We start from the raw sequence: 21,001 nt of genomic DNA on the forward strand, positions 1-21,001 counted from the left end.
AACCTATCGGGGCAGATGAACACTTTCCCGGAATCCGTCGTCCTGCTCGCCGAAGACCGCACTCCCATCGGCACCGCCGAGAAGTTCGCGGTGCACACCGAGGACACCCCGCTCCACCTCGCCTTCTCGTGCCACGTGCGGAACGCCGAGGGCAAGGTCCTCGTGACCCGTCGCGCCCTGTCGAAGAAGACCTGGCCGGGGGTGTGGACGAACACGTTCTGCGGGCACCCCGGACCGGACGAGGCGTTCGAGGACGCCGTCGCCCGCCGCGCCTCCCGCGAACTCGGCATCACCGTGCGCGACGTCGAGCTCGTGCTGCCCGACTTCCGGTACCGCGCGGTCGACGCCTCGGGCATCGTCGAGAACGAGGTCTGCCCGGTGTTCCGCGCGGTGACCGACGACGTCCCGGCCCCCGCGGACGACGAGGTCGCCGAGTACGCCTGGCTCTCCGAGGACGAACTGCGGGCGTCGGTCGCCGCGGCACCGTTCGCCTGGAGCCCCTGGCTCGGGTGGCAGCTCACGGAGCTCGAGCAGCAGGGACTGCGCGTCACCCGCTGAGCGATCGCTCACTCGACGCACGTCCACCCTCCGGGTAACGTGGCCCGCTGGTCGCGCCCTGGCGACCGCGGACGACGAGAAGGGCAGGTGAGGCGCGATGTCGGGTGACCATCCTCGATCGGGCCGGACGACCGCCCCGGTCGTCACCGTGCCCGTTCGCTGACGCACGCTCCGCACCGGCTCGACCGGTGCCCGTGCTCGCCCTGCTCCGTCGCGGAGCATCGCGCCTGCCTGCTCCCGAGCACGAGGAGCACGACATGGCACGCATCGACGACGCCGTCTACGTCGCAGGACGTCGCATCGGCGGTCCCGCGACCCTGTCCCGGGCCACGGAGACCGACCCGGTCACCACCACGGCGACGGCCGCGGACGGCACGCTCGCCTGGATCGGCCTGCTGCGCCCCGACGACGCCGAGCTCGAGGCCGTCGCCGCCGAGTTCGACCTGCACGAGAACGCCGTCGAGGACGCCCGCAAGGGACACCAGCGCGCCAAGCTCGAGCGGTACGGCGACACGCTCTTCCTGGTGCTCCGACCCGCCTGGCACCGCGCCGACACGAACGAGGTCGAGTTCGGCGAGGTGCACCTCTTCGTCGGTCGGCGGTTCGTGGTGACCGTGCGGCACGCCGAGGAGCCCGACCTCGCCGCCGTCCGCTGCCGGGTCGAGGCCGACCCGGAGTTCCTCGCCACGGGGTCCGAAGCCGTCACCGCCGCCGTGCTCGACGAGATCGTCGACGGCTACGCACCGGTCGTCGGGGTCATCCAGGACCAGGTCGACGCCATCGAGGACCAGCTGTTCGCGGGCCAGGTCGACCCCGGCGTCTCGAAGCGCATCTACCAGCTGCTCAGCGAGGTGCTCGGGTTCCAGCGCGCCACGGCCCCGGTGCCGGCGATGGTGCGCGGACTGCTCCGGGGCGCCGACAAGTACGGCGTCGACGACGAGGTGCAGCACCGCCTGCGCAACGTGCTCGACCACGCCCTCCGCGTGACGGAGCGGGTGGACTCGTTCCGGGCGCTGCTCGAGAACGCCCTCACGCTGCACTCGACCCTCGTGACGCAGGAGCAGAACGAGGCGATGCGGCGGATGACGAGCGCCTCCCTGGCGCAGGGCGAGGAGAGCCGGCAGCTCGCCCGGGCCGCGCACCGCCAGGGCGAGGAGGTCAAGAAGATCTCGTCCTGGGCGGCCATCCTCTTCGCCCCGGGGCTCATCGCCGGCGTCTACGGCATGAACTTCGACCACATGCCGGAGCTGCACTGGCGGTACGGCTACCCGGTCGCGATCGTGGCGATGCTCGCCCTGGCGGGGATCCTGTGGCTGGTGTTCCGGAAGCGCAACTGGCTCTGACGCGGGTACGGCTGGCGTGCAGCGCGGGGACGTGCATAATGATCTGGCTCGGAATGTGAACGTGCACATCGAGGTGCCACGGCCCCGAGCAGGAGAGAGCAACGATGGCGTCACCGCGGACACAGCAACCGCGCTCGCCCAGCATCCGTGACGTCGCGCGGGTCGCCGGCGTCTCGCACCAGACGGTGTCGCGCGTGCTCAACAACTCGGACGCCATCCGCGCCGAGACCAAGGACCGCGTGCTCGCCGCGATGGAGCAGCTGCAGTACCGGCCGAACCGCGCCGCGCGCGCCCTGGTCACCAGTCGGACGCACACCATCGGCGTGCTCACCGCGCAGCGCTCCCACTACGGACCGGCCGCGACGATGCAGGCGATCGAGGACGCCGCCGTCACGCGCGGCTACTCGGTGACGACCGCGAACATCGCGGCGGCCACCGACGAGGCGGTCCGGGACGGCCTCGGGCACCTGCTCGACCAGGACGTCGAGGGGATCATCGTCATCGCGCCGCAGCAGCGCGTGTTCGACCTCATCGAGGAGCTCGGGATGCGGACGCCCTACGTGGCGCTCCGCACGAGCGGCGGGGACGAGCGCTCGACGCTCTTCATCGACCAGATGGAGGGCGCCCGGCTGGCGACCGCGCACCTGCTCGACCTCGGCCACGAGTACGTCCGGCACATCGCCGGGCCGCAGGACTGGATCGAGGCCGAGGCCCGCATGCAGGGGTTCCTGCGCGAGATGTCCGACCGGGACATGCCCGTCGTGCCGCCGATCCTGGGCGACTGGACCGCGGACTTCGGCTACCACGCGGGCCGCGAGCTCCTGCGGTACCGGGACTGCACGGCGATCTTCTGCTCGAACGACGCGATGGCGCTCGGGGTCATGCACGCGGCGCGGTCGTACGGGCTGGACGTCCCGGGCGACCTGTCCGTGGTCGGCTACGACGACATCCCCGAGGCGAAGCACCTCTGGCCGCCGCTGACCACGGTGGAGGTCGACTTCCCCGAGCTCGGTCGGCGCTGCGTCGAACTGCTCCTGCCGTCCGAGGGGCACACGCTCCGCCCGGTCGACCTCGTGCCGCAGCTCGTGGTGCGCGGATCGACGGGCGCACCCCGGCGCCGCTGACGCGACCACGCGTCGGCCTGGAGGCCCGTGGCGGCCCCGCCCCGCGTCTCCCGTCCGCCCTGCGTGACGCCCGACCACCCCACCTCGGGGGGCGTCAGGACGCGGATTCCGCCGGATCACGCGGGCCGTTACGAAAACGCGACCGAACCGAATTGACAGCCGCGACGGGGCTGTGCGTAAATTACCTCCGTTCCGCCGATGTGAACGGTCACATGACCGTCACACCGAGCAGGACACCGGACGCGACAACGAGGTCCACGCAGGCACTCCTGCGCCCCCGATGCCGCACCTCACCACCCGAAGGACTGCCGCACCGCAGCGGCAGAAGGAGATGCACCGTGGCGTCAACCCCACAGGGACCGGACCTGGCCACCAGGTCCGTCACCAGCGCCGAGACCATCCTCGAGATGCGGTCGATCACCAAGGAGTTCCCTGGTGTCAAGGCGCTCTCGGACGTGTCGCTCAGCGTCCGCGCCGGCGAGATCCACGCGATCTGCGGCGAGAACGGCGCCGGCAAGTCCACCCTCATGAAGGTGCTCTCGGGCGTCTACCCGTACGGCACCTACAGCGGCGAGATCGTCTACGAGGGCGACGAGGTCCGCTTCAAGGACATCAAGCAGTCCGAGCAGGCCGGCATCGTCATCATCCACCAGGAGCTCGCGCTCATCCCCGAGCTGTCGATCACCGAGAACCTGTTCCTCGGCAACGAGCCCGGTCGCTTCGGTGTCATCGACTGGACCAGCGCCCAGCTCCGCGCCCAGGACCTGCTCGCCCGCGTCGGCCTCGACGAGGACCCGGACACGCAGATCAAGAACCTCGGTGTCGGCAAGCAGCAGCTCGTCGAGATCGCGAAGGCCCTGCACAAGGACGTCAAGCTCCTCATCCTCGACGAGCCGACCGCGGCCCTGAACGAGAACGACTCGCAGCACCTGCTCGACCTCATCGTCGGGCTGAAGTCCAAGGGCATCGCGAGCATCATCATCAGCCACAAGCTCAACGAGATCGAGCAGATCGCCGACGAGATCACGATCATCCGTGACGGCAAGGCGATCGAGACGCTCAACGTGAAGGGCGACGGCGTCAACGAGGACCGCATCATCCGCGGGATGGTCGGCCGCTCGCTCGAGAGCCGCTTCCCGGACCGCACGCCGAAGATCGGCGAGGTCTTCTTCGAGGTCAAGAACTGGACCGTCCAGCACCCGCAGGACGCCTCGCGCCTGGTCGCGAAGGGCTCGAACTTCCACGTCCGCCGCGGCGAGATCGTCGGCTTCGCGGGCCTGATGGGCGCCGGCCGCACCGAGCTCGCGATGAGCATCTTCGGCCGCTCGTACGGCAACTTCATCGACGGCCAGATCATCAAGGACGGCCGCGAGATCAAGATCGCGAACGTCCAGCAGGCGATCCAGAACGGCCTCGGCTACGTCTCCGAGGACCGCAAGGCCCTCGGTCTGAACCTGCTCGACACGGTGAAGCGCTCCACGGTCGCCGCCGACCTGCCGAAGATCTCGAAGGCCGGTGTCGTCGACTCCCTCGAGGAGTACGACGTCGCCGAGCGCTACCGCAAGATGCTCCGCACCAAGGTGCCGACCGTCGAGGAGAACGTCGGCAAGCTGTCAGGCGGGAACCAGCAGAAGGTCGTCCTGTCCAAGTGGATGTTCACCGACCCGGACCTGCTGATCCTCGACGAGCCCACCCGCGGCATCGACGTCGGCGCGAAGTTCGAGATCTACGGCATCATCCAGCAGCTCGCGGCACAGGGGAAGGGCATCATCCTCATCTCCTCCGAGCTCCCCGAACTCCTCGGCCTCTCCGACCGGATCTACACGATCTTCGAGGGCCAGATCACCGCCGACGTCCCCGCGGACCAGGCCGACCCCGAGACCCTCATGCGCAGCATGACCTCCGCGCGGAAGGGCGCACTGATCTCATGAAGAACCTGAAACTGCTGTTCGGCAAGGGCAACAGCATCGGCCAGTACGGCATGATCATCGCGCTCATCGCGATCCTGATCCTGTTCTCGATCCTGACGAACGGGCTCATCCTCGAGCCGACGAACATCATCAACGTGTTCCTGCAGTACTCCTACATCCTCATCCTGGCGCTGGGGATGGTCATGGTGATCATCGCGGGACACATCGACCTGTCGGTCGGGTCCGTCGCGGCGTTCACCGGCATCATCGTCGCCCAGTCGATGGCGCAGTGGAACTTCCCGGCGTGGGCCGCGATCATCCTCGGCCTCGCCGTGGGTGCAGCCGTCGGTGCCTGGCAGGGCTTCTGGGTGGCGTTCGTGAAGGTCCCGGCCTTCATCGTGACCCTGGCCGGCCAGCTCATCTTCCGCGGTGCGAACCAGATCATCGGCAACTCGACGTCGCAGCCGGTGCCGGACGACTACGCGAAGATCGGCTCGGGCTTCCTGCCCGACTTCGGCCCGGACTTCGGGTTCTCGAACGGCACGCTCATCCTCGGCATCGTCACCTGCCTCGTGCTCGTCTTCCTCGAGTTCCGCGGCCGTCAGCGTCGCAAGAAGATGCACGCCGAGCTCGTCCCGCTCTGGGTCTCGATCGTCCGCACGGGCATCCTCGTCGCCGTCACCCTCGTCGCGACCTACCTGTTCGCCGCCGGCCCCGCCGGCACGTCGATCCCGATCGTCGCGATCATCCTCGGTGTCCTGACCATCGTCTACGGCTTCCTGACCAAGAACACGATCTTCGGCCGCCAGGTCTACGCGGTCGGTGGCAACGCGAACGCCGCCGTCCTGTCCGGCGTCAGCGCCCGCAAGGTCAACTTCTTCGTCATGATGAACATGTCCGTCCTGGCCGCCGTCGCCGGGATGGTCTTCGTCGGCTACTCGGGTGCCTCGGGCCCCGCGGACGGCACCGGCTGGGAGCTCGACGCGATCGCCGCCGTGTTCGTCGGTGGTGCAGCGGTCGCCGGTGGCATCGGCACGATCTCCGGATCGATCATCGGTGGTCTCGTCATGGCCCTGCTGTCCAACGGTCTGTCGCTGGTGGGCCTCGAGTCCAACCGCGTCCAGATCATCCGCGGTCTCGTCCTGCTCGTCGCCGTCGCCTTCGACGTCTACTCGAAGTCGCAGGGTCGTCCGTCCCTGATCGGCGGGATGTTGAAGCAGTTCCAACGCAAGGACACCGAACAGAACACGGTGGCCGCGCAGCAGCCGCGGACCATCGAGGACCAGCCCGAGAAGGTCAACGTCCAGTAACACGTGGCGGGCGGCCGCTCCGGTGGCCGCCCGCACGATCCCCGCACCACACAGCACCACTCCTCAACGAAGAGAAAGCAATCTCATGCGCAAGAAGCTCATCGCCGGCATCGGCCTGGCACTCGTCGCGGGTCTGGCCCTCAGCGGCTGCTCGGCCCGCGGCAACTCGGACGCCGGCTCGGACTCGTCGGGCGGCGCCTCGAACGTCCAGATCAAGAAGGGCGACCTGATCGGCGTCGCGCTCCCCGCCAAGACCTCGCAGAACTGGGTCCTCGCGGGTGCCGCGTTCGAGAAGTCGATCGAGGACGCCGGCTTCAAGGCCGACATCCAGTACGCCAACGCCGGCAACCCGGTCCCGGACCAGCAGGGCCAGATCCAGTCGATGGTCACCAAGGGCGCGAAGGCGATCATCATCGGTGCCGCCGACGGTTCGCAGCTCGGCACGCAGGTCGCCGCCGCCAAGAAGTCCGGCGCCGTCGTCATCGCCTGGGACCGCAACATCCTGAACACCGACGACGTCGACTACTACGTCGCGTTCAACAACTTCAAGGTCGGCCAGCTGCAGGGCCAGGCCCTGCTCGACGGCATGAAGGCCAAGAAGTCGAGCGGCCCGTACAACATCGAGCTCTTCTCCGGCTCGCCCGACGACGCCAACGCGAAGGTCTTCTTCAACGGCGCCATGGACGTGCTCCAGCCGAAGATCGACGACGGCACCCTCAAGGTCGTCTCGGGTCAGACCTCGTTCTCGAAGACGAACACCCAGGGCTGGCTCGCGCAGAACGCCCAGTCGCGCATGACCGACATCCTGACGAAGTCGTACACGAACACCGAGCTCGACGGCGTCCTGTCGCCGAACGACACCCTGGCCCGCGCCATCCTGACCGCCACCAAGGCTGCTGGTAAGCCGAACCCGGTCGTCACCGGTCAGGACTCCGAGACCGCCTCGATCCCGCTGATCATGCAGGGCGAGCAGTACTCGACCATCTACAAGAACACCACCGAAGAGGCGCAGGCCGCGATCGACCTGGTCTCCGACCTGGCCGACGGCAAGACCCCGAAGACCACCGAGGACAAGAACAACGACAACGGCAAGAAGGTCGTGCCGGCCGTCGAGCTGACCCCGGTCCTGGTCACCAAGGAGAACGCGGTCGAGGCCTACAAGGGCAACGACACCCTCGAGGAGCTCGCCAAGAAGGGCTGATCCCCTCCGCGGCAGCACCACAGCACCACAGCACGAGGAAGGCCCCGTCTCGCTCCGGCGAGACGGGGCCTTCCCGCGTCCCGGGACACCGGCGTCGAGACGCCGGCGTCGCCGCCAGGCGCCGCCACGCCCGCGAGACGCCTCCGGTTCCGGGGGCGTCTCGGTGGCCGCGGTGCGTCTCGCGCAGACGCCCCCGTCTCACGGGACGGACGGAGCGCCGGACGGGAGGCACGGGACGCGGCCACCACGGGCCTCCCGTCCGTCAGCCGTCCGGGTCGGAGGGCTCGCCGTCCGGGTGCGCCGGATCGCCCGGAAGGACGTGGGTCGCACCCGTCGCGCGCAGCCGCTCCGCCGCCTCCCGCAGCCGTGGCACGTCGACGCGTGCCGTCCACAGCAGCACCGACGAGGTCACGACCCGGCGTCGGCCGGTCAACCGGTCCCCCACGCCCGCGAGACGCGCCCACGGGATCTCGGGCTCGGCCGCCGTGAGGACACCGGGCAGGGCCGCGACGACCGCGCCGATCTCGACCAACCGCATCCGGACCGCGTCGAGCACGACGTCCGACGGAGCGGCGTCCGCGACGTAGCGCTCGATCGCCTCGCACGCGCGCACGACCGCGTCGAGCCGTTCGTCCACCTCCGGTCCCGTGGCACCCGTCACAGCGGGACCGCTGCACGGTGCAGGTCCGACCCGGCGCACAGGGCGTCGAGCACCTCGACGTCGACACCGAGCAGCCGCTCCGCCTCGTCCTGGATCCGCATGAGGGTGAAGATGCCGGCACCGGGCTCGAGGTCCACGAGCAGCCCGACGGACTCGGCTCGCCGCCGGGAGCCGGTGGTGCACAGGACGCGGGGTGCGGCACCGCCGTTGCGCTCCACCGCCGCGACCAGGGCGTCGCGCGCGGCCGCGATGCGATCGACCAGGGGAGGCGGCGCATCCACCGGGAGCAGGTCGACCGATGCCTCGAACCCCGCAGCACGGACGAGCCGCTGCAGTGCCGCGAGCGACGGTTCCCGCCGACCGTTCTCGTACGTGCTGATCACACTCTGCGTGACCCCGGCGCGAGCGGCGAGCTGCACCTGGGTCAGTCCGGCGCGCAGTCGGGCGTCGCGGATGATCTCGGACGCCACCACCGGCTGCGGCGCACGGGTCGGTGCTTCGGCCATGCAGCAACGATACACAGAGTGCGACATTTCGCCGCGCGGTAGTACATCACCGGTCCTGCGGCGGCCTCCGGGCGGGCGTGATCGGCCCCGTCCGCGGTCAGTCGCGCTGCGAGACGTCCGCGCGGTGGAAGTTCAGCGCCGAGCGCGACGGGGTCGGACCACGCTGGCCCTGGTAGCGCGACTGGTACTCGGCAGAGCCGTAGGGCTTCTCCGCCGGGCTCGAGAGCTGGAAGAAGCAGAGCTGCCCGATCTTCATGCCCGGCCAGAGCTTGATCGGCAGCGTCGCGACGTTCGACAGCTCGAGCGTGACGTGGCCCGAGAAGCCCGGGTCGATGAAGCCCGCCGTCGAGTGCGTCAGGAGGCCGAGGCGACCGAGCGAGCTCTTGCCCTCGAGGCGTGCGGCGATGTCGTCCGGCAGCGTCACGACCTCGAACGTCGAACCGAGGACGAACTCCCCCGGGTGCAGCACGAACGCCTCGTCCGGGTCGGTCTCGACGAGACGGGTGAGCTCGGGCTGGTCCTCTGCCGGGTCGATGTGCGGGTACTTGTGGTTGTCGAACAGCCGGAAGTACTTGTCGAGGCGGACGTCGATGCTCGACGGCTGCACGAGCGAGGAGTCGTACGGGTCGAGGCCGATCCGCCCCTCGGTGAGCTGGGCGGTGATGTCGCGGTCGGAGAGCAGCACGCAGTAACCCTAGCGGCAGGGTCCGGCCACCGGTATGCTGCGAGGCTGCCCTGCCGGGCGGCGGACGACGGCCGTCCGACCGGCCGACCACAGGGGGCAACGATGGCCGACCACACCGACACGGTCGACGGGCAACTCGTCGTCGAGGAACTCGTCGTGCCGGCGACGATGGACGACGACCCGGAGCTGGTGCGGGCGTTCTCGGACTGGCTCGCGGTGTCCGATGCCGCCGAGGTCGCGGTGCACGGGCTGCCCGAGCTGGCGTGGACCCCGGCCGAGTACCTGCCGATGTGCCACGAGCCGGGATCGCCGAGCCGCCTGTTCGTCGTGCGCGACGGCACCGGCGACGTCGTGGCCGCGGGCTCGTACGACTCGAAGACCGAACCGGGCACGACGAACTGCTGGCTGTCGGTGGGTGTCCGCCCCGACCGACAACGCCGGGGGTTCGGCACGCTGCTCGCCGACCACCTCGAGCAGCTCGCCCGGACCGAGGGCCGCACGCAGTGGAAGACGTACGCGGTCTCGCGGCAGGTCGGTCCCGGCGACGGGCCCGGGTACCGCCAGGCCCCGACGGGCTCCGGCGCCGTCCCCGAGGACGAGGCGGCGGTGCGCTTCCTGACCGGACGCGGCTGGCGCTTCGGGCAGGTGAACCGCATCAGTCGGCTCGGGCTCCCCGCCGACGTCTCCGTCGTCCGGGAGCTGCACGACCGCGCCGCGACGGCGGCCGGTCCCGGCTACCGAGTGCACACGTGGACCGGCGCCACCCCCGAGCGGTGGCTCGACGACCTCGCGCTGCTGCACACCCGGATGAGCACCGACGCGCCGGAGGGCGACATGCAGGAGCCCGAGGACGTCTGGACCGCCGACCGCGTCCGGGAGTCCGAGGAGCAGCTCGCGAGCGGGCCGCACACCATGCTGACCGTCGCCGTCGAACACGTCGAGAGCACCACCCTGGCCGGTTTCAGTCAGCTCAAGGTGCCGGACGATCCCACTCGGGCCGTGATGCAGTGGGACACGCTCGTGCTCCGCGAGCACCGCGGGCACCGACTCGGATGGCTCCTCAAGGTGGTCGGGATCGAGACCGTCGAGCGGGACTTCCCGGGCCGGCCGTCGATCGTCACCTTCAACGCCGAGGAGAACCGGCCGATGCTCGACGTCAACGAGGCGGTCGGGTTCGTCGGGGTCGGCAGCGAGGGCATCTGGGAGCACCGCGACTGACGGCCCATCGAACGTCGGGAGTCGGGAGCGGGACGGTCCCGGACTGGGACCGGGGTGTCAGGCGGGCGACCTACCATTGGACGGTCATGACCGTCACGTCAGCCGCCACGCAGCCCGGGGACACGGCACCCGACCCCGCCCCCACCACCGCGCGATCCACCACCGTCGCGACGGTCCTGGTCATCGCGATCCCCCTCGCCGTGGCGTGTGCCGTGCTCGGCATGACCGTGACCGGCGCCTTCACCGCGTCGCAGCAGCTCGTCTCCGCCGGTGACCTGGTCGAGTACGGCCTGCCGGTCGCCCGCGTGGTGCACGACACGACCGCCGCGCTGGCCATCGGCCTGCTCATCGTCGCCGCGTTCGCGCTGCCCGCGAAGAAGGCGGACCACGGTGCGATGTCGAGCGTGCAGCACCGAGCCGCCCGGTGGGGTGCCGCAGCCGGTGCCGTGTGGTTCCTGGCGGCCGTCGTCGGCATCGTGCTGACCGGCGCCAACACCCTGGGCGTCCCGCTCACCAGCCCGGTCTTCGCCCGCAACTTCCTGCTCTTCGCGTTCCAGGTCGAGATCGGCCAGTCGCTCGTCGTCTCCGCCGCGGCGATCCTCGTCGCGACGCTCGTCGCCGCGTTCGCCACCCGGGTCACCACGCTCGCGGTCGCCACCGTCGCCGCGCTCTTCGCGCTGCTGCCCCTCGCGCTCTCCGGGCACGCCGCGGGCGCCCTCGAGCACGCGAACGCGGTGAACTCGCTCGCCGTGCACCTGGTCGCCGTGTGCGTCTGGGCGGGCGGGCTCGTCGCCGTGCTGCTGCTCCGCACCCGGACGAAGGGTGCCACCGGCCGGGTCGTCGCCCGCTACTCGACGCTCGCGGGCTGGGCCTTCGCCGCGGTGGCCTTCTCGGGCATCGTCAACGCCTCGCTCCGCCTGACCGGCCCCGCCGACCTCGTCACGACGACCTACGGCTGGCTCATCACGGTCAAGGCCGTCATCCTCGTGCTGCTCGGGCTCGCCGGGGTCGCTCAACGCCGGAAGCTCGTGCCGGGTCTCCTCCGTGCGCCGCTCGACCGGAAGCTCTTCGTGCGGTTCGCCCTGGCCGAGGTCGTCTTCATGGCCGTCGCGATCGGCGTCTCGGTCGCCGTGTCCCGCTCGCAGCCGCCGATCCCGCAGACGCCGGAGACCGGGCAGGACACCCGCTCCGGCCTGCTCGGGTACACGTACCCGCCGGCGCAGACCGTGCAGACCTACCTGACGCAGTGGCACATCGACTGGGTGTACCTGGCGATCGCCGTCGTCGGTGCCGGCTGGTACCTGCTGTCGGTGCGGAAGCTCAAGCAGCGCGGCGACTCGTGGCCGGTCGGCCGGACCATCGCGTGGCTGCTCGGCTGCGCGCTGTTCATCTGGACCACCTCGGCCGGGCCGGCGGTCTACGGCATGGTGCACTTCTCGTCGCACATGCTCCAGCACATGCTGCTCATGATGTTCGTGCCGCTGCCGCTCGTGCTCGGCGGGCCGGTGCTCCTGGCGCTGCGGACCCTGCCGGTGCGGAACGACGGGTCGCGCGGCGCTCGCGAGTGGCTCATGCTCTTCACGCACTCGCGGTGGATGCAGTTCCTCGCGCAGCCCGCCGTCGCCGGTGTCATCTTCGCCGGGTCGCTCGTGGTGTTCTACTTCACCCCCGCGTTCCAGTACGCGATGCAGTCGCACGAGTGGCACGTCGTGATGGTCGTGCACTTCGTCTTCAGCGGGTACCTGTTCTTCTGGGTCTTCGTCGGCGTCGACCCGGGCCCGAAGCGCCCGCAGTACCCGATCCTCATCATCGCGCTGCTGGCGACCCTGGCCTTCCACGCCTTCTTCGGCGTCGCCGTGATGACCTCGCAGTCCGTCTTCGCAGCCGACTGGTTCCACGCCCTCGGCCAGACCGACGACCGGGCGCTGCTCGCCGACCAGCACACGGGCGGTGGCATCGCCTGGGGCGCGTCCGAGCTGCCGATGGTGTTCGTCGCGCTGCTCGTGGTGCGCAACTGGGTGCGGACGGACAAGCGGGACGCCAAGCGCCTCGACCGCAAGGCCGAGCGCGACGGCGACGCGGACCTCAAGGCGTACAACGAGCGGCTCGCCGCCATGAGCAAGCGCGACTGACACCGATCCCCCCGGCACCGGGCGGGGTCCGGTCCCTGCGTCCGGTCAGTCGCCGTGGACGATGCAGACGGCGTCGAGCTCCATCGACGCCTCGAGCGCAGCGGTCACACCCGGCTCGCCCTCCGGGCCGAACGGCGTCACCGTGTCCACCCACCACAGCGGCGCGGACAGCGTCGGGGCGTCCGGCAGGATCCGCGCGACCTCGTCGATCGAGTCGACCCGTCGGACACCGAGCACCGTGATCACCGGGTGCGTCGCGTCGCGGCAGACCTGCAGCACCGGACCGTCGTCGAGTGCACGGACGCCCCACGACTCGTCGTGCAGCAGCAGCGCCTCGGCGACGTCGCGGGTCTCCACCGGTCCCCGGCAGAGGAGTGTCACGTCACGCGGCACCCTGACCGCCCGTGCTCCGTCCGGAGGTGGCGTGCGACCCACGGTCGTGACCGTCCAGCGCGCCCTCGTCGTGTGCGGGGTCGAGCGGAGCACCGCCGACGAGCTGCAGGAAGCGGTCCTCGTCGATGCGGTCGAGGAACGACTCGAGCGCCTCCCACCCGTCGTCGAAGCGCACGACCAGCCCACCGCCGCCGAAGCCCGTGGTCGACGTGCGCGGTGGCGGCCACTCGCCGGCACGGTCGAGGAACTCCGCCGCCTCCGGGCCGACGACGACAGCCAGCGGGGTCGGTTCCTCGTGGGCAACGGCGCGGACCATGTGGTCGGCGTCCCCGCGGCGCTGCATCACGACACCGAACACCGGCTCGACCTGGTCGGCGACGCGGTGCACCGCGTCCAGGAGCCGCGACGCGAGGGCCGGGTCGGCACCGTGCTCGGGGATCGTCAGCACCGCGGACATCGTCTCGACGACCACGCCGTCGAGCAGGTGCGCGGTCATGGTCGCCGAGAACCCCTCGCCGTGCGCGTACGAGGTCGAGACCTCCGGGGCCTCGTGCTTGGCGTACTGCGTGACGACCCAGCGGTCCCACGGCACCGTGAGCGGCTCACTGGTGCCCCAGTGCGTCGGACAGGTGCCGACGGTCTCGCACAGGGCCTCGATCGCGGTCCCCATGTCGACCGACCGACCGGCGTGGTGGCGCAGGGTCAGGTCGATGCTGATCTGGCGCACCGAGTCGTGCGATGCGAGGTGTCCTGGCGCCGGCGGACCGACGAGTTCCGGCCCGCGGCGGACGAAGTCCTCGATGCCCGCGGCGGCGACGCCGGTGCGGCCGTCCCGCATGCTGCCGTCGGGACCGTCCACGGCCCATGCTGCCTGGTGCACGCCCAGCGCGTGCCGCAGGGCGGGGGTGACGGATGCCTCCTGGCCGGTGCGGAGCACGACCGTGCGGCCGGACTCGGACGCACGACGGAGCAGCGAGGCGAGCGACTCCGTCAACCACACGACCGGCGATGCGGAGCGGACCACGATGGCGGGGCCGACCACGTCGTCGATGAGGGGATGCCTGACCATCCGGGTCCTCCTCCGGTAGGGCGTCGGAACCCCCTGGACGGTACACACGCCGACGACACGTGTCCGTCGGCCAGGGGACCTCACAGGGGAGACACGGCGACCGGGCCGGACCGACCGGGAGGCCCGGCCCACCGCCGCCACGGACCGTGCGGCGCGCAATCGGCTGGCGTCCAGCGGAGAATCCGCTAGGCTTGTTGCGTCCCGTCCGGCGGGATGCGCGAGTGTAGTTCAATGGTAGAACTCCAGCTTCCCAAGCTGGTAGCGCGGGTTCGATTCCCGTCACTCGCTCCACTGCTCCTCCTGATGCCCGTCGTCAGCCTCGCTACGCTGCGTGCATGACGTCCTGGTGGGATCGCACCGATCCGTCGGACGACCCGCGACTGTCGAACCGCATGCCGGACGGGATCGTCGCGTGCTGGTGGAACGTCGTCGGCGGCGCTGCGCTCGTGGTCGGGTTCCCCACGATCGTCCTCACGAACGGCTCCGACGCCGCCCACGTCGTGTTCGCGCTCTCCGGGTTCGTGATCGCCGTCGTCATGGAGGCGTTCTTCCTCAGGAAGCTCCTGCAACGGCTCGCCGGCCGTCGAGGACTCCGCGCCGAGCTCGCCGAGGAGCAGCGACGCGCACGGGAGGACACCGACGAGCAGGGCTGACGCCTCGGTGAGGTACACGCGGCTCCGAACCCGCCCGGGCAGCGCCTGGTAGACCTCGTTGGACGAACGCGTCAACGGTCGATGCACCGTGTGGGCTCCCGACGGAGCCGGCGGCCCTCGTGCTCCAGTCCCGAGCGGCTCACCCCACCTCCGGCGTCCCGGACCCACACATCACGCACGTCCGCACAACGAAAGGACCACCCATGAGCTTCCTCGGCTTCATCCTCCTCGGCCTCATCGCCGGCGCCATCGCCAAGCTGATCCTCCCCGGTCGGCAGGGCGGCGGCTGGCTCGCCACGCTCGTCCTCGGCGTCATCGGCGCCCTCATCGGCGGCGGGATCGGCGGCGCGGTCTTCAACGTCGGCTACGACGGCTTCTTCAGCATCCAGTCCTGGATCATCGCGATCCTCGGCGCGCTCGTCGTGCTGGTGATCTGGGGCCTCATCACGGGCCGCCGCGGGAGCCGCGCGTAGTCCACGAGCTCCACGACGACGGGAGGCGCGGTGCCGGACGGCACCGCGCCTCCCGTCGTTCCACCCCCGTCAGCACGACCCGGAAGACCCCGCCATGCACCTGCGCCGCTCCCCCGCGCCGACCAGCGTCCGCCCGAGCACCTGGACCGACCCGTACGGCCGACTCGCGGTGCGCTGCCTGCAGACCGTGGTGATCGTCGTGGTCCTCGGCGGGATCGTCACCGCTGCGACCACCCTGAGCCTCGTCACGATCCCGGTGCTGCTCGCGCTCATCATCGCGTCGGCCCTGCACCCGCTGGTCGGCTGGCTCCGTCGGCACGGGGTCCCGTCGGTGCTCGCCACGACGATCGCGTTCGTGGCCGTCCTCGCGGTGCTCGCCGGCGTCCTGTGGCTCCTCGTCGCCGCCGTCGCGAACCAGTGGTCCTCGCTGCAGGACTCGGCGGTCGACGGGCTCCAGCAGGTGCAGGACCTGCTCCACGAGCTGCCCGTGCGCATCACCGACGGGCAGATCGAGGACGCCGTGGACGGTGTCGTCGACTTCGTGACGAGTGCCCGGTTCGGGGCGGGGGCCATCGCCGGCATCTCGGCGGTGACGAACGTCGTCACCGGGGCCGTGCTGATGGCGGTCATCCTGTTCTTCTTCCTCAAGGACAGCCCCGCGCTGTGGGAGTTCCTGCTCCGCCCGTTCACCGGCGAGCAGTACGACCGTGCGCGCCGCATCGGGGACCGCTTGGTGACGACCCTCGGCGGGTACGTGCGCGGGACGGCCGCCGTCGCCGCCTTCGACGCGGTCGCGATCGGCACCGGGCTCGCCGTGCTCGGCGTCCCGCTGACGATCCCGCTCGCGGTGGTGGCGTTCGTGACCTCGTTCATCCCGATGATCGGCGCACCGATCGCCGGCACGCTCGCGGCGCTCGTGACCCTCGTCGCACTCGGGCCGGTGAAAGCGGTCATCGTCGTCGCGATCGTCGTGCTCGTCAACCAGATCGAGGGCAACTTCCTGCAGCCCGTGCTCATGGGCAGGACGCTGCGGCTGCACGGGCTCGTCATCCTGGTCGGGCTGACCGCGGGCACCGTGCTCGGCGGGGTGACCGGCGCGCTGCTCGCGGTGCCGCTCATCGCCGCCGGGTGGGGCGTCGTGCAGGTGTGGAACGGCGAGGACGCCCCGGCGACGCCCTGGCGGCAGAAGCGGCGCGAGACGGTACCGGTCGGCTGAGCGCCGGGCGGTCACCACGCCGCACTACGCTGCCCTGATGGACGGGACACAGCCGGACGAGACCCGGTTCGACGGGCACGTGGTGATCGGCGGCGGCGTGGTCGGCGCCGCCGCGGCCTGGGCCCTGACCGCCCGCGGCGAGCGCGTCCTGCTCGTCGAGCAGCACCCTCGCGGACACCTCGAGGGTTCGTCGCACGGCGCGACCCGGATCTTCCGGCAGGGCTACAGCGACCCGGAGTACGTCGCGCTGACGACCCGCGCGCTCGCGCTCTGGGACGCCCTCGAGTCGACGACCGGCACGACGTTGCTCGACCGGACGGGCGCGGTCGACCACGGCCGGCCCGAGGTGGTCGACGCCATCGCCGCGGCGCTGGCGGACGCCGGGATCCCCCACGAGACCCTGACCCCGGAGGCCGCCGCGGACCGCTGGCCCGGCATCGCGTTCGAGGGGCACGTCCTGACCCACGCGACGGCCGGACGCATCCGGTCGGCCGACACGATCGAGCTCCTGCTGACGCTGGCGGAGCGGACGGGCCTCGCCGAGCTCCGGTTCGGCACCCGGGTGGCGGCGGTCGCGGACCACGGGGACGCGGTCACCGTGACGCTCGACGACGGCACGGCGCTCCGCACGGCGAGCGTGGTGGCCGCGGTGGGGTCCTGGGCGCCCACGCTGGTGGGTGACGTGCTCGCCGCACGCGGGGCGCGCCTCCCGGCCGTCCGCGTCACCCAGGAGCAGCCCGCCCACTTCCCGACCCACCTGCCGGACGAGGCCTGGCCGTCGTTCGTGCACTGGGCCGACGGCGACGACGTGTACGGGTTGCTGACCCCGGGCGAGGGCGTCAAGGTCGGGTTCCACGGCACCGGCCCGGTCGTCGACCCCGACGCCCGCGACAAGCGCCCCGTGCCCGAGGAGGCAGCGCGGCTGCAGGCCTACGTCGCCCGGAACGTCCCCGGCGTCGACGCCACACGCCCGACGTTCATCAGCTGCCTGTACGACACCACGCCGGACGAGGACTTCGTCATCGACCGGCGCGGACCGCTCACCGTCGCGACCGGGTTCTCGGGCCACGGGTTCAAGTTCGCGCCGCTGCTCGGGGAGCTCCTCGCCGACCTGGCGACCGGTGGCGAGCCGATCCCCCGCTTCGCCCTCTGACCGCCCGCCGCCCCGCTACGGTGGTCCGGTGCGCGTCGTCATCGCTCCCGACTCCCTGAAGGGCACCGCCACGGCGGCCGACACCGCGCGGGCGGTCCGGGCCGGGTGGCTCGACGAACGGCCGGAGGACGACGTCGTCACCGTGCCGATGGCCGACGGCGGCGAGGGCACGCTCGACGCGTTCGCCGCGGTGTACCCGGCGGCCGAACACGTGCCCGTGACGGTGACCGGGCCGGCCGGCACCCCCGTCGACACCCACTGGCTGCGCCTGCCCGACGGCCGGGCCGTGGTGGAGCTCGCGGCGACGAGCGGGCTGCCGCTCCTGGGAGGGGCACTGCTCCCGGAGACCGCGACGAGCCGAGGGTTCGGCGAGGCGATCGCGGCGGCGCTCGACGCGGGCGCGACCGGGCTCGTGCTGGGCATCGGGGGCAGCGCCTCCACCGACGGCGGACGCCCGGTGCTCGAGGCGCTCGGGCTCGCCGTCGGTGCTTCCGGCGCGGTCGACCGGTCGGGGCTCCGGCCCCTGCCCGCCGGTGGGGTGGTCGTCCTGTCCGACGTCACGTCACCGCTGCTCGGGCCGGCCGGTGCGGTGGCCGTGTTCGGACCGCAGAAGGGCATCACGCCGGACGCTGCCCCGGCGTCCGAGGAGCGGCTCGCCGCCTGGGCACGCAGCCTGCCCGAGGTCGACCCCGCGACGCCCGGTGCCGGTGCCGCGGGCGGTGTCGGCTTCGGGCTGCTCGCCTGGGGCGCGACCCTCGCACCGGGAGCGCTCGCGGTCGCGGACGTGCTCGGACTCCCGTCGCTGCTCGACGGCGCCGACGTCGTGGTCACCGGCGAGGGACGCTTCGACGAGCAGAGCGCTGCGGGCAAGGTGCCGACGGTCGTCCGGGCGCTCGCGACGGAGCACGCGCCGGGGGCCCGGGTGGTGCTGGTCGCGGGCGAGATCGAGGCGCGGCTGGACGACTTCGCGGCGGCGGCCTCGCTCGTGGTGCTCGCGACGCAGACGACCGGTGAGCCGGACGACGCCCTGCGTGACCCGCTGCGCTTCGCGACGATCGCCGGGCAGCGGTTGGCGCGGCTCGTCGGCTGAGCGCCCGGGGCGTGGCCGACACGCCCGCCCGGGCGCACGAGGGGTACCCCGACGCAACCTCCCTGCCCCCGGGGCGCGGGACCACACTGGGGAGCGGGTCGCACCCGACCCGAGAAGCACCCCCACGAGGAGACCAATGCGCACCGTCAACGCGTACGCGGCACCGTCGGCCACCGAGCCGCTCGTCAAGACCACCATCACCCGTCGTGACGTCGGCCCCGACGACGTCATGATCGACATCGCCTACGCCGGGATCTGCCACTCGGACATCCACACCGTCCGCGGCGAGTGGGGTCCGATCCAGTACCCGCAGGTCGTCGGCCACGAGATCGTCGGCCACGTCACCGAGGTCGGCGCGAACGTCACGAAGCACCAGGTCGGCGACCGGGTCGGCGTCGGCTGCATGGTGAACTCCTGCGGCGAGTGCGAGCAGTGCCGTGCCGGCCAGGAGCAGTACTGCCTCGAGGGCAACATCGGCACCTACGCCAGCGTCGACCCCGCCGACGGCTCGATCACGCAGGGCGGCTACTCGCAGGCCGTCGTCGTGAACGAGGACTTCGTCCTCAAGGTGCCGGAGTCGCTCGACATCGAGAAGGTCGCGCCGCTGCTCTGCGCCGGCATCACCACCTACTCGCCGCTGCACCACTGGAAGGTCGGCCCCGGCTCGAAGGTCGCGGTCGTCGGCATGGGCGGCCTCGGCCACATGGCCGTCAAGATCGCCGTCGCCCTGGGCGCCGAGGTCACCGTCCTGTCGCAGACCACGTCGAAGGAGGCCGACTCGCTCCGCTACGGCGCGAAGGCCCACCACGCGACGAAGGACCCGGCCACGTTCGAGCAGCTCGCGCAGTCGTTCGAGCTCATCATCAACACCGTATCGGCGAAGCTCGACATGAAGGCCTACCTCGGGCTGCTCAAGGTCGACGGCACGCTCGTCAACGTGGGCGCCCCGTCCGAGCCGCTCGAGGTCCCGGCGTTCGCGCTCATCCCGCGCCGCCTGAGCTGGGCCGGTTCGGCCATCGGCGGCATCGCCGAGACCCAGGAGATGCTCGACTTCTGTGCCGAGCACGACATCCTGCCGGAGACCGAGCTCATCAGCGCCGACCAGGTCAACGAGGCGTACGAGCGCGTGCTGTCCTCGGACGTCCGCTACCGCTTCGTGATCGACGCGGCCACGCTGGCCTGACGACGGGTCCACGGACGGGAGGCGCGGTGCCGGCCGGCACCGCGCCTCCCGTCCGTCCGTCCATCCGGAGTGGCACCACCCTCCTTGTCCGCAGAACGCGAGACAGCAGTCCGGGCTGCGCGACGCGCCCGCTGCACCGACACGAGGAGGGAGGCTGGTTCGGTGGACGACACGACGAACGAGGGACTCCGCTCCCTGGTGTCGGTGTCCGGCAGTGACACCGACGGCGCGATCGCCGACCTCGCCGGGATGTACGCCGGCAAGGCATGGCACTCGGCGCACGTCGACGACGACTACTGGTACCGCTACGTCGCCGTCGGCGACGAGCGCATGAGCATCCGCCGGTCGCAGATGCACGGCTCACTGCGCGGCGACGTCGCCGTCGAGGGGGAGGTCGTCGTCCAGTGGCTCGACTCCGGCACCGCGACCGTCGACACCGGCCGGAACGCCGTCCGCATGCAGCCGGGCGTCCCCGTGCTCTTCCCGATCGAGCAGCGCTTCGAGATGGAGTACCGCGACTGGGACCAGCGACTGGTGCACCTCGACCGCGACCTCGTGCTCGACGTGGCCTCGGAGCGCCACCTCGTCGACGGCACGCTCGCCTTCGACCGGTTCACGCCACCCACGACGGCGGCCGTCGAGCGGTGGCGTGCGTCGGTCGCATCGGCGGTGCGGGCGCTGCGCGACGGAGGCGCGGGATCGCTCGCGTGGCACGAGTCCCAGCGCGAGGTCGTCCGCTCCCTGCTCGACCTCTACCGGTTCCACGGGGAGCCCGCTCCCGTCGGCTGGGGTGAGCACCGCAACGCCCGCGTTCGCTCCGCCGTCGAGACCGTCCACGCACGGGCCCACGAGCCGCTGACGGTGTCCGACATCGCCATCGCTGCCGGTCTGAGCGTGCGCGGACTGCAGGAGTCCTTCCAGCGGACCCTCGACCGCACGCCGATGCAGTACCTGCGCGAGGTGCGGCTGCGTCGGGCGCACGACGACCTGCTCCGTGCCGAGCCCGGCTCCGTCGCCGTCGCCGCGATCGCGGCCCGCTGGGGCTTCACCCACATGGGACGGTTCTCGGGCGAGTACCTGCGGCGGTTCGGGGAGTACCCGAAGCAGACGCTGCGGCGCTGAC

20 protein-coding genes and 1 tRNA gene are annotated in these 21,001 nt (G+C 71.3%); 16 read left to right on the forward strand and 5 right to left on the reverse strand.

Annotated features, from left to right (window positions below):
• Positions 1 to 15: 15 nt before the first annotated feature.
• The 6 genes from idi to ACH0A8_RS07655 all read left to right on the forward strand — a co-directional run bounded on the left by idi (position 16) and on the right by ACH0A8_RS07655 (position 7,446).
• The gene (gene idi / locus ACH0A8_RS07630; protein WP_066651866.1) at positions 16 to 558 is read left to right on the forward strand and encodes an isopentenyl-diphosphate Delta-isomerase; all 543 of its coding nucleotides are present in this window, start codon (positions 16 to 18) and stop codon (positions 556 to 558) included.
• 257 nt (positions 559 to 815) lie between these two features.
• Complete coding sequence (locus tag ACH0A8_RS07635) at positions 816 to 1,901, forward strand: magnesium and cobalt transport protein CorA (protein WP_406906929.1); 1,086 nt, start codon at positions 816 to 818, stop codon at positions 1,899 to 1,901.
• Between the two features lie 104 nt (positions 1,902 to 2,005).
• Entirely contained in the window at positions 2,006 to 3,025 is a 1,020-nt protein-coding gene (locus ACH0A8_RS07640; RefSeq protein ID WP_066651865.1) for a LacI family DNA-binding transcriptional regulator, read from the forward strand.
• Positions 3,026 to 3,432: 407 nt separating this feature from the next.
• Positions 3,433 to 4,956 carry a multiple monosaccharide ABC transporter ATP-binding protein gene (mmsA, locus tag ACH0A8_RS07645; protein WP_209676583.1) on the forward strand — a complete coding sequence of 508 codons (1,524 nt, stop codon included), beginning with the start codon at positions 3,433 to 3,435 and terminating at the stop codon, positions 4,954 to 4,956.
• On the forward strand, positions 4,953 to 6,245 hold the full coding sequence (mmsB, locus tag ACH0A8_RS07650) for a multiple monosaccharide ABC transporter permease (protein WP_066651863.1): 1,293 nt from the start codon (positions 4,953 to 4,955) through the stop codon (positions 6,243 to 6,245). The genes mmsA and mmsB overlap by 4 nt, the downstream gene beginning before the upstream one ends.
• Positions 6,246 to 6,330: 85 nt before the next feature.
• Positions 6,331 to 7,446, forward strand: coding sequence for a sugar-binding protein (locus ACH0A8_RS07655; RefSeq protein WP_066651861.1), 1,116 nt, complete (start codon positions 6,331 to 6,333; stop codon positions 7,444 to 7,446).
• A 262-nt stretch (positions 7,447 to 7,708) separates the two neighbouring features.
• Here the strand turns inward: ACH0A8_RS07655 and ACH0A8_RS07660 are convergent, their stop codons facing one another.
• From ACH0A8_RS07660 to dcd, 3 genes are all read right to left on the reverse strand, one after another.
• A complete protein-coding gene (locus ACH0A8_RS07660; RefSeq protein WP_406906930.1) occupies positions 7,709 to 8,083 on the reverse strand; it encodes a DUF86 domain-containing protein in 375 nt (124 codons plus the stop codon).
• Positions 8,084 to 8,103: 20 nt separating this feature from the next.
• The gene (locus ACH0A8_RS07665) at positions 8,104 to 8,613 is read right to left on the reverse strand and encodes an XRE family transcriptional regulator (RefSeq protein ID WP_066651859.1); all 510 of its coding nucleotides are present in this window, start codon (positions 8,611 to 8,613) and stop codon (positions 8,104 to 8,106) included.
• Between the two features lie 97 nt (positions 8,614 to 8,710).
• Positions 8,711 to 9,298, reverse strand: coding sequence for a dCTP deaminase (dcd, locus tag ACH0A8_RS07670; protein WP_406906931.1), 588 nt, complete (start codon positions 9,296 to 9,298; stop codon positions 8,711 to 8,713).
• Positions 9,299 to 9,400: 102 nt separating this feature from the next.
• On the opposite strand from dcd, the gene ACH0A8_RS07675 reads away from it, so the two are divergent.
• Both ACH0A8_RS07675 and ACH0A8_RS07680 read left to right on the forward strand, forming a co-directional pair.
• Positions 9,401 to 10,516, forward strand: coding sequence for a GNAT family N-acetyltransferase (locus ACH0A8_RS07675; protein ID WP_406906932.1), 1,116 nt, complete (start codon positions 9,401 to 9,403; stop codon positions 10,514 to 10,516).
• Between the two features lie 86 nt (positions 10,517 to 10,602).
• Positions 10,603 to 12,648 (forward strand): cytochrome c oxidase assembly protein, encoded by a 2,046-nt coding sequence (locus ACH0A8_RS07680; protein ID WP_066651850.1) that lies wholly within the window; start codon positions 10,603 to 10,605, stop codon positions 12,646 to 12,648.
• A 45-nt stretch (positions 12,649 to 12,693) separates the two neighbouring features.
• Here the strand turns inward: ACH0A8_RS07680 and ACH0A8_RS07685 are convergent, their stop codons facing one another.
• The gene (locus tag ACH0A8_RS07685) at positions 12,694 to 13,029 is read right to left on the reverse strand and encodes a hypothetical protein (protein WP_406906933.1); all 336 of its coding nucleotides are present in this window, start codon (positions 13,027 to 13,029) and stop codon (positions 12,694 to 12,696) included.
• A 1-nt stretch (position 13,030) separates the two neighbouring features.
• Positions 13,031 to 14,110, reverse strand: coding sequence for a DUF6177 family protein (locus tag ACH0A8_RS07690; protein WP_406906934.1), 1,080 nt, complete (start codon positions 14,108 to 14,110; stop codon positions 13,031 to 13,033).
• A 217-nt stretch (positions 14,111 to 14,327) separates the two neighbouring features.
• Here ACH0A8_RS07690 and ACH0A8_RS07695 point away from each other — a divergent pair.
• The 8 genes from ACH0A8_RS07695 to ACH0A8_RS07730 all read left to right on the forward strand — a co-directional run bounded on the left by ACH0A8_RS07695 (position 14,328) and on the right by ACH0A8_RS07730 (position 21,000).
• Positions 14,328 to 14,401, forward strand: a tRNA-Gly gene (locus tag ACH0A8_RS07695).
• A 44-nt stretch (positions 14,402 to 14,445) separates the two neighbouring features.
• Positions 14,446 to 14,763: a hypothetical protein gene (locus ACH0A8_RS07700; RefSeq protein WP_406906935.1), complete on the forward strand. Its 318-nt coding sequence runs from the start codon at positions 14,446 to 14,448 to the stop codon at positions 14,761 to 14,763.
• Positions 14,764 to 14,966: 203 nt separating this feature from the next.
• Positions 14,967 to 15,236 (forward strand): GlsB/YeaQ/YmgE family stress response membrane protein, encoded by a 270-nt coding sequence (locus tag ACH0A8_RS07705; protein WP_406906936.1) that lies wholly within the window; start codon positions 14,967 to 14,969, stop codon positions 15,234 to 15,236.
• Between the two features lie 94 nt (positions 15,237 to 15,330).
• Positions 15,331 to 16,452, forward strand: a complete 1,122-nt coding sequence (locus ACH0A8_RS07710) for an AI-2E family transporter (RefSeq protein ID WP_406906937.1) — start codon at positions 15,331 to 15,333, stop codon at positions 16,450 to 16,452.
• Positions 16,453 to 16,489: 37 nt separating this feature from the next.
• Positions 16,490 to 17,605 carry an FAD-dependent oxidoreductase gene (locus ACH0A8_RS07715; protein WP_406906938.1) on the forward strand — a complete coding sequence of 372 codons (1,116 nt, stop codon included), beginning with the start codon at positions 16,490 to 16,492 and terminating at the stop codon, positions 17,603 to 17,605.
• Between the two features lie 28 nt (positions 17,606 to 17,633).
• Positions 17,634 to 18,695 (forward strand): glycerate kinase, encoded by a 1,062-nt coding sequence (locus ACH0A8_RS07720; protein ID WP_406906939.1) that lies wholly within the window; start codon positions 17,634 to 17,636, stop codon positions 18,693 to 18,695.
• Positions 18,696 to 18,831: 136 nt separating this feature from the next.
• Positions 18,832 to 19,878, forward strand: coding sequence for an NAD(P)-dependent alcohol dehydrogenase (locus ACH0A8_RS07725; protein WP_066651831.1), 1,047 nt, complete (start codon positions 18,832 to 18,834; stop codon positions 19,876 to 19,878).
• A gap of 162 nt (positions 19,879 to 20,040) precedes the next feature.
• Entirely contained in the window at positions 20,041 to 21,000 is a 960-nt protein-coding gene (locus ACH0A8_RS07730; RefSeq protein WP_066651828.1) for a helix-turn-helix transcriptional regulator, read from the forward strand.
• Position 21,001: the final 1 nt, after the last annotated feature.

The sequence above is a fragment of the Curtobacterium sp. 179-B 9B NHS genome (assembly GCF_045370965.1).
Taxonomy (GTDB): Bacteria; Actinomycetota; Actinomycetes; order Actinomycetales; family Microbacteriaceae; genus Curtobacterium.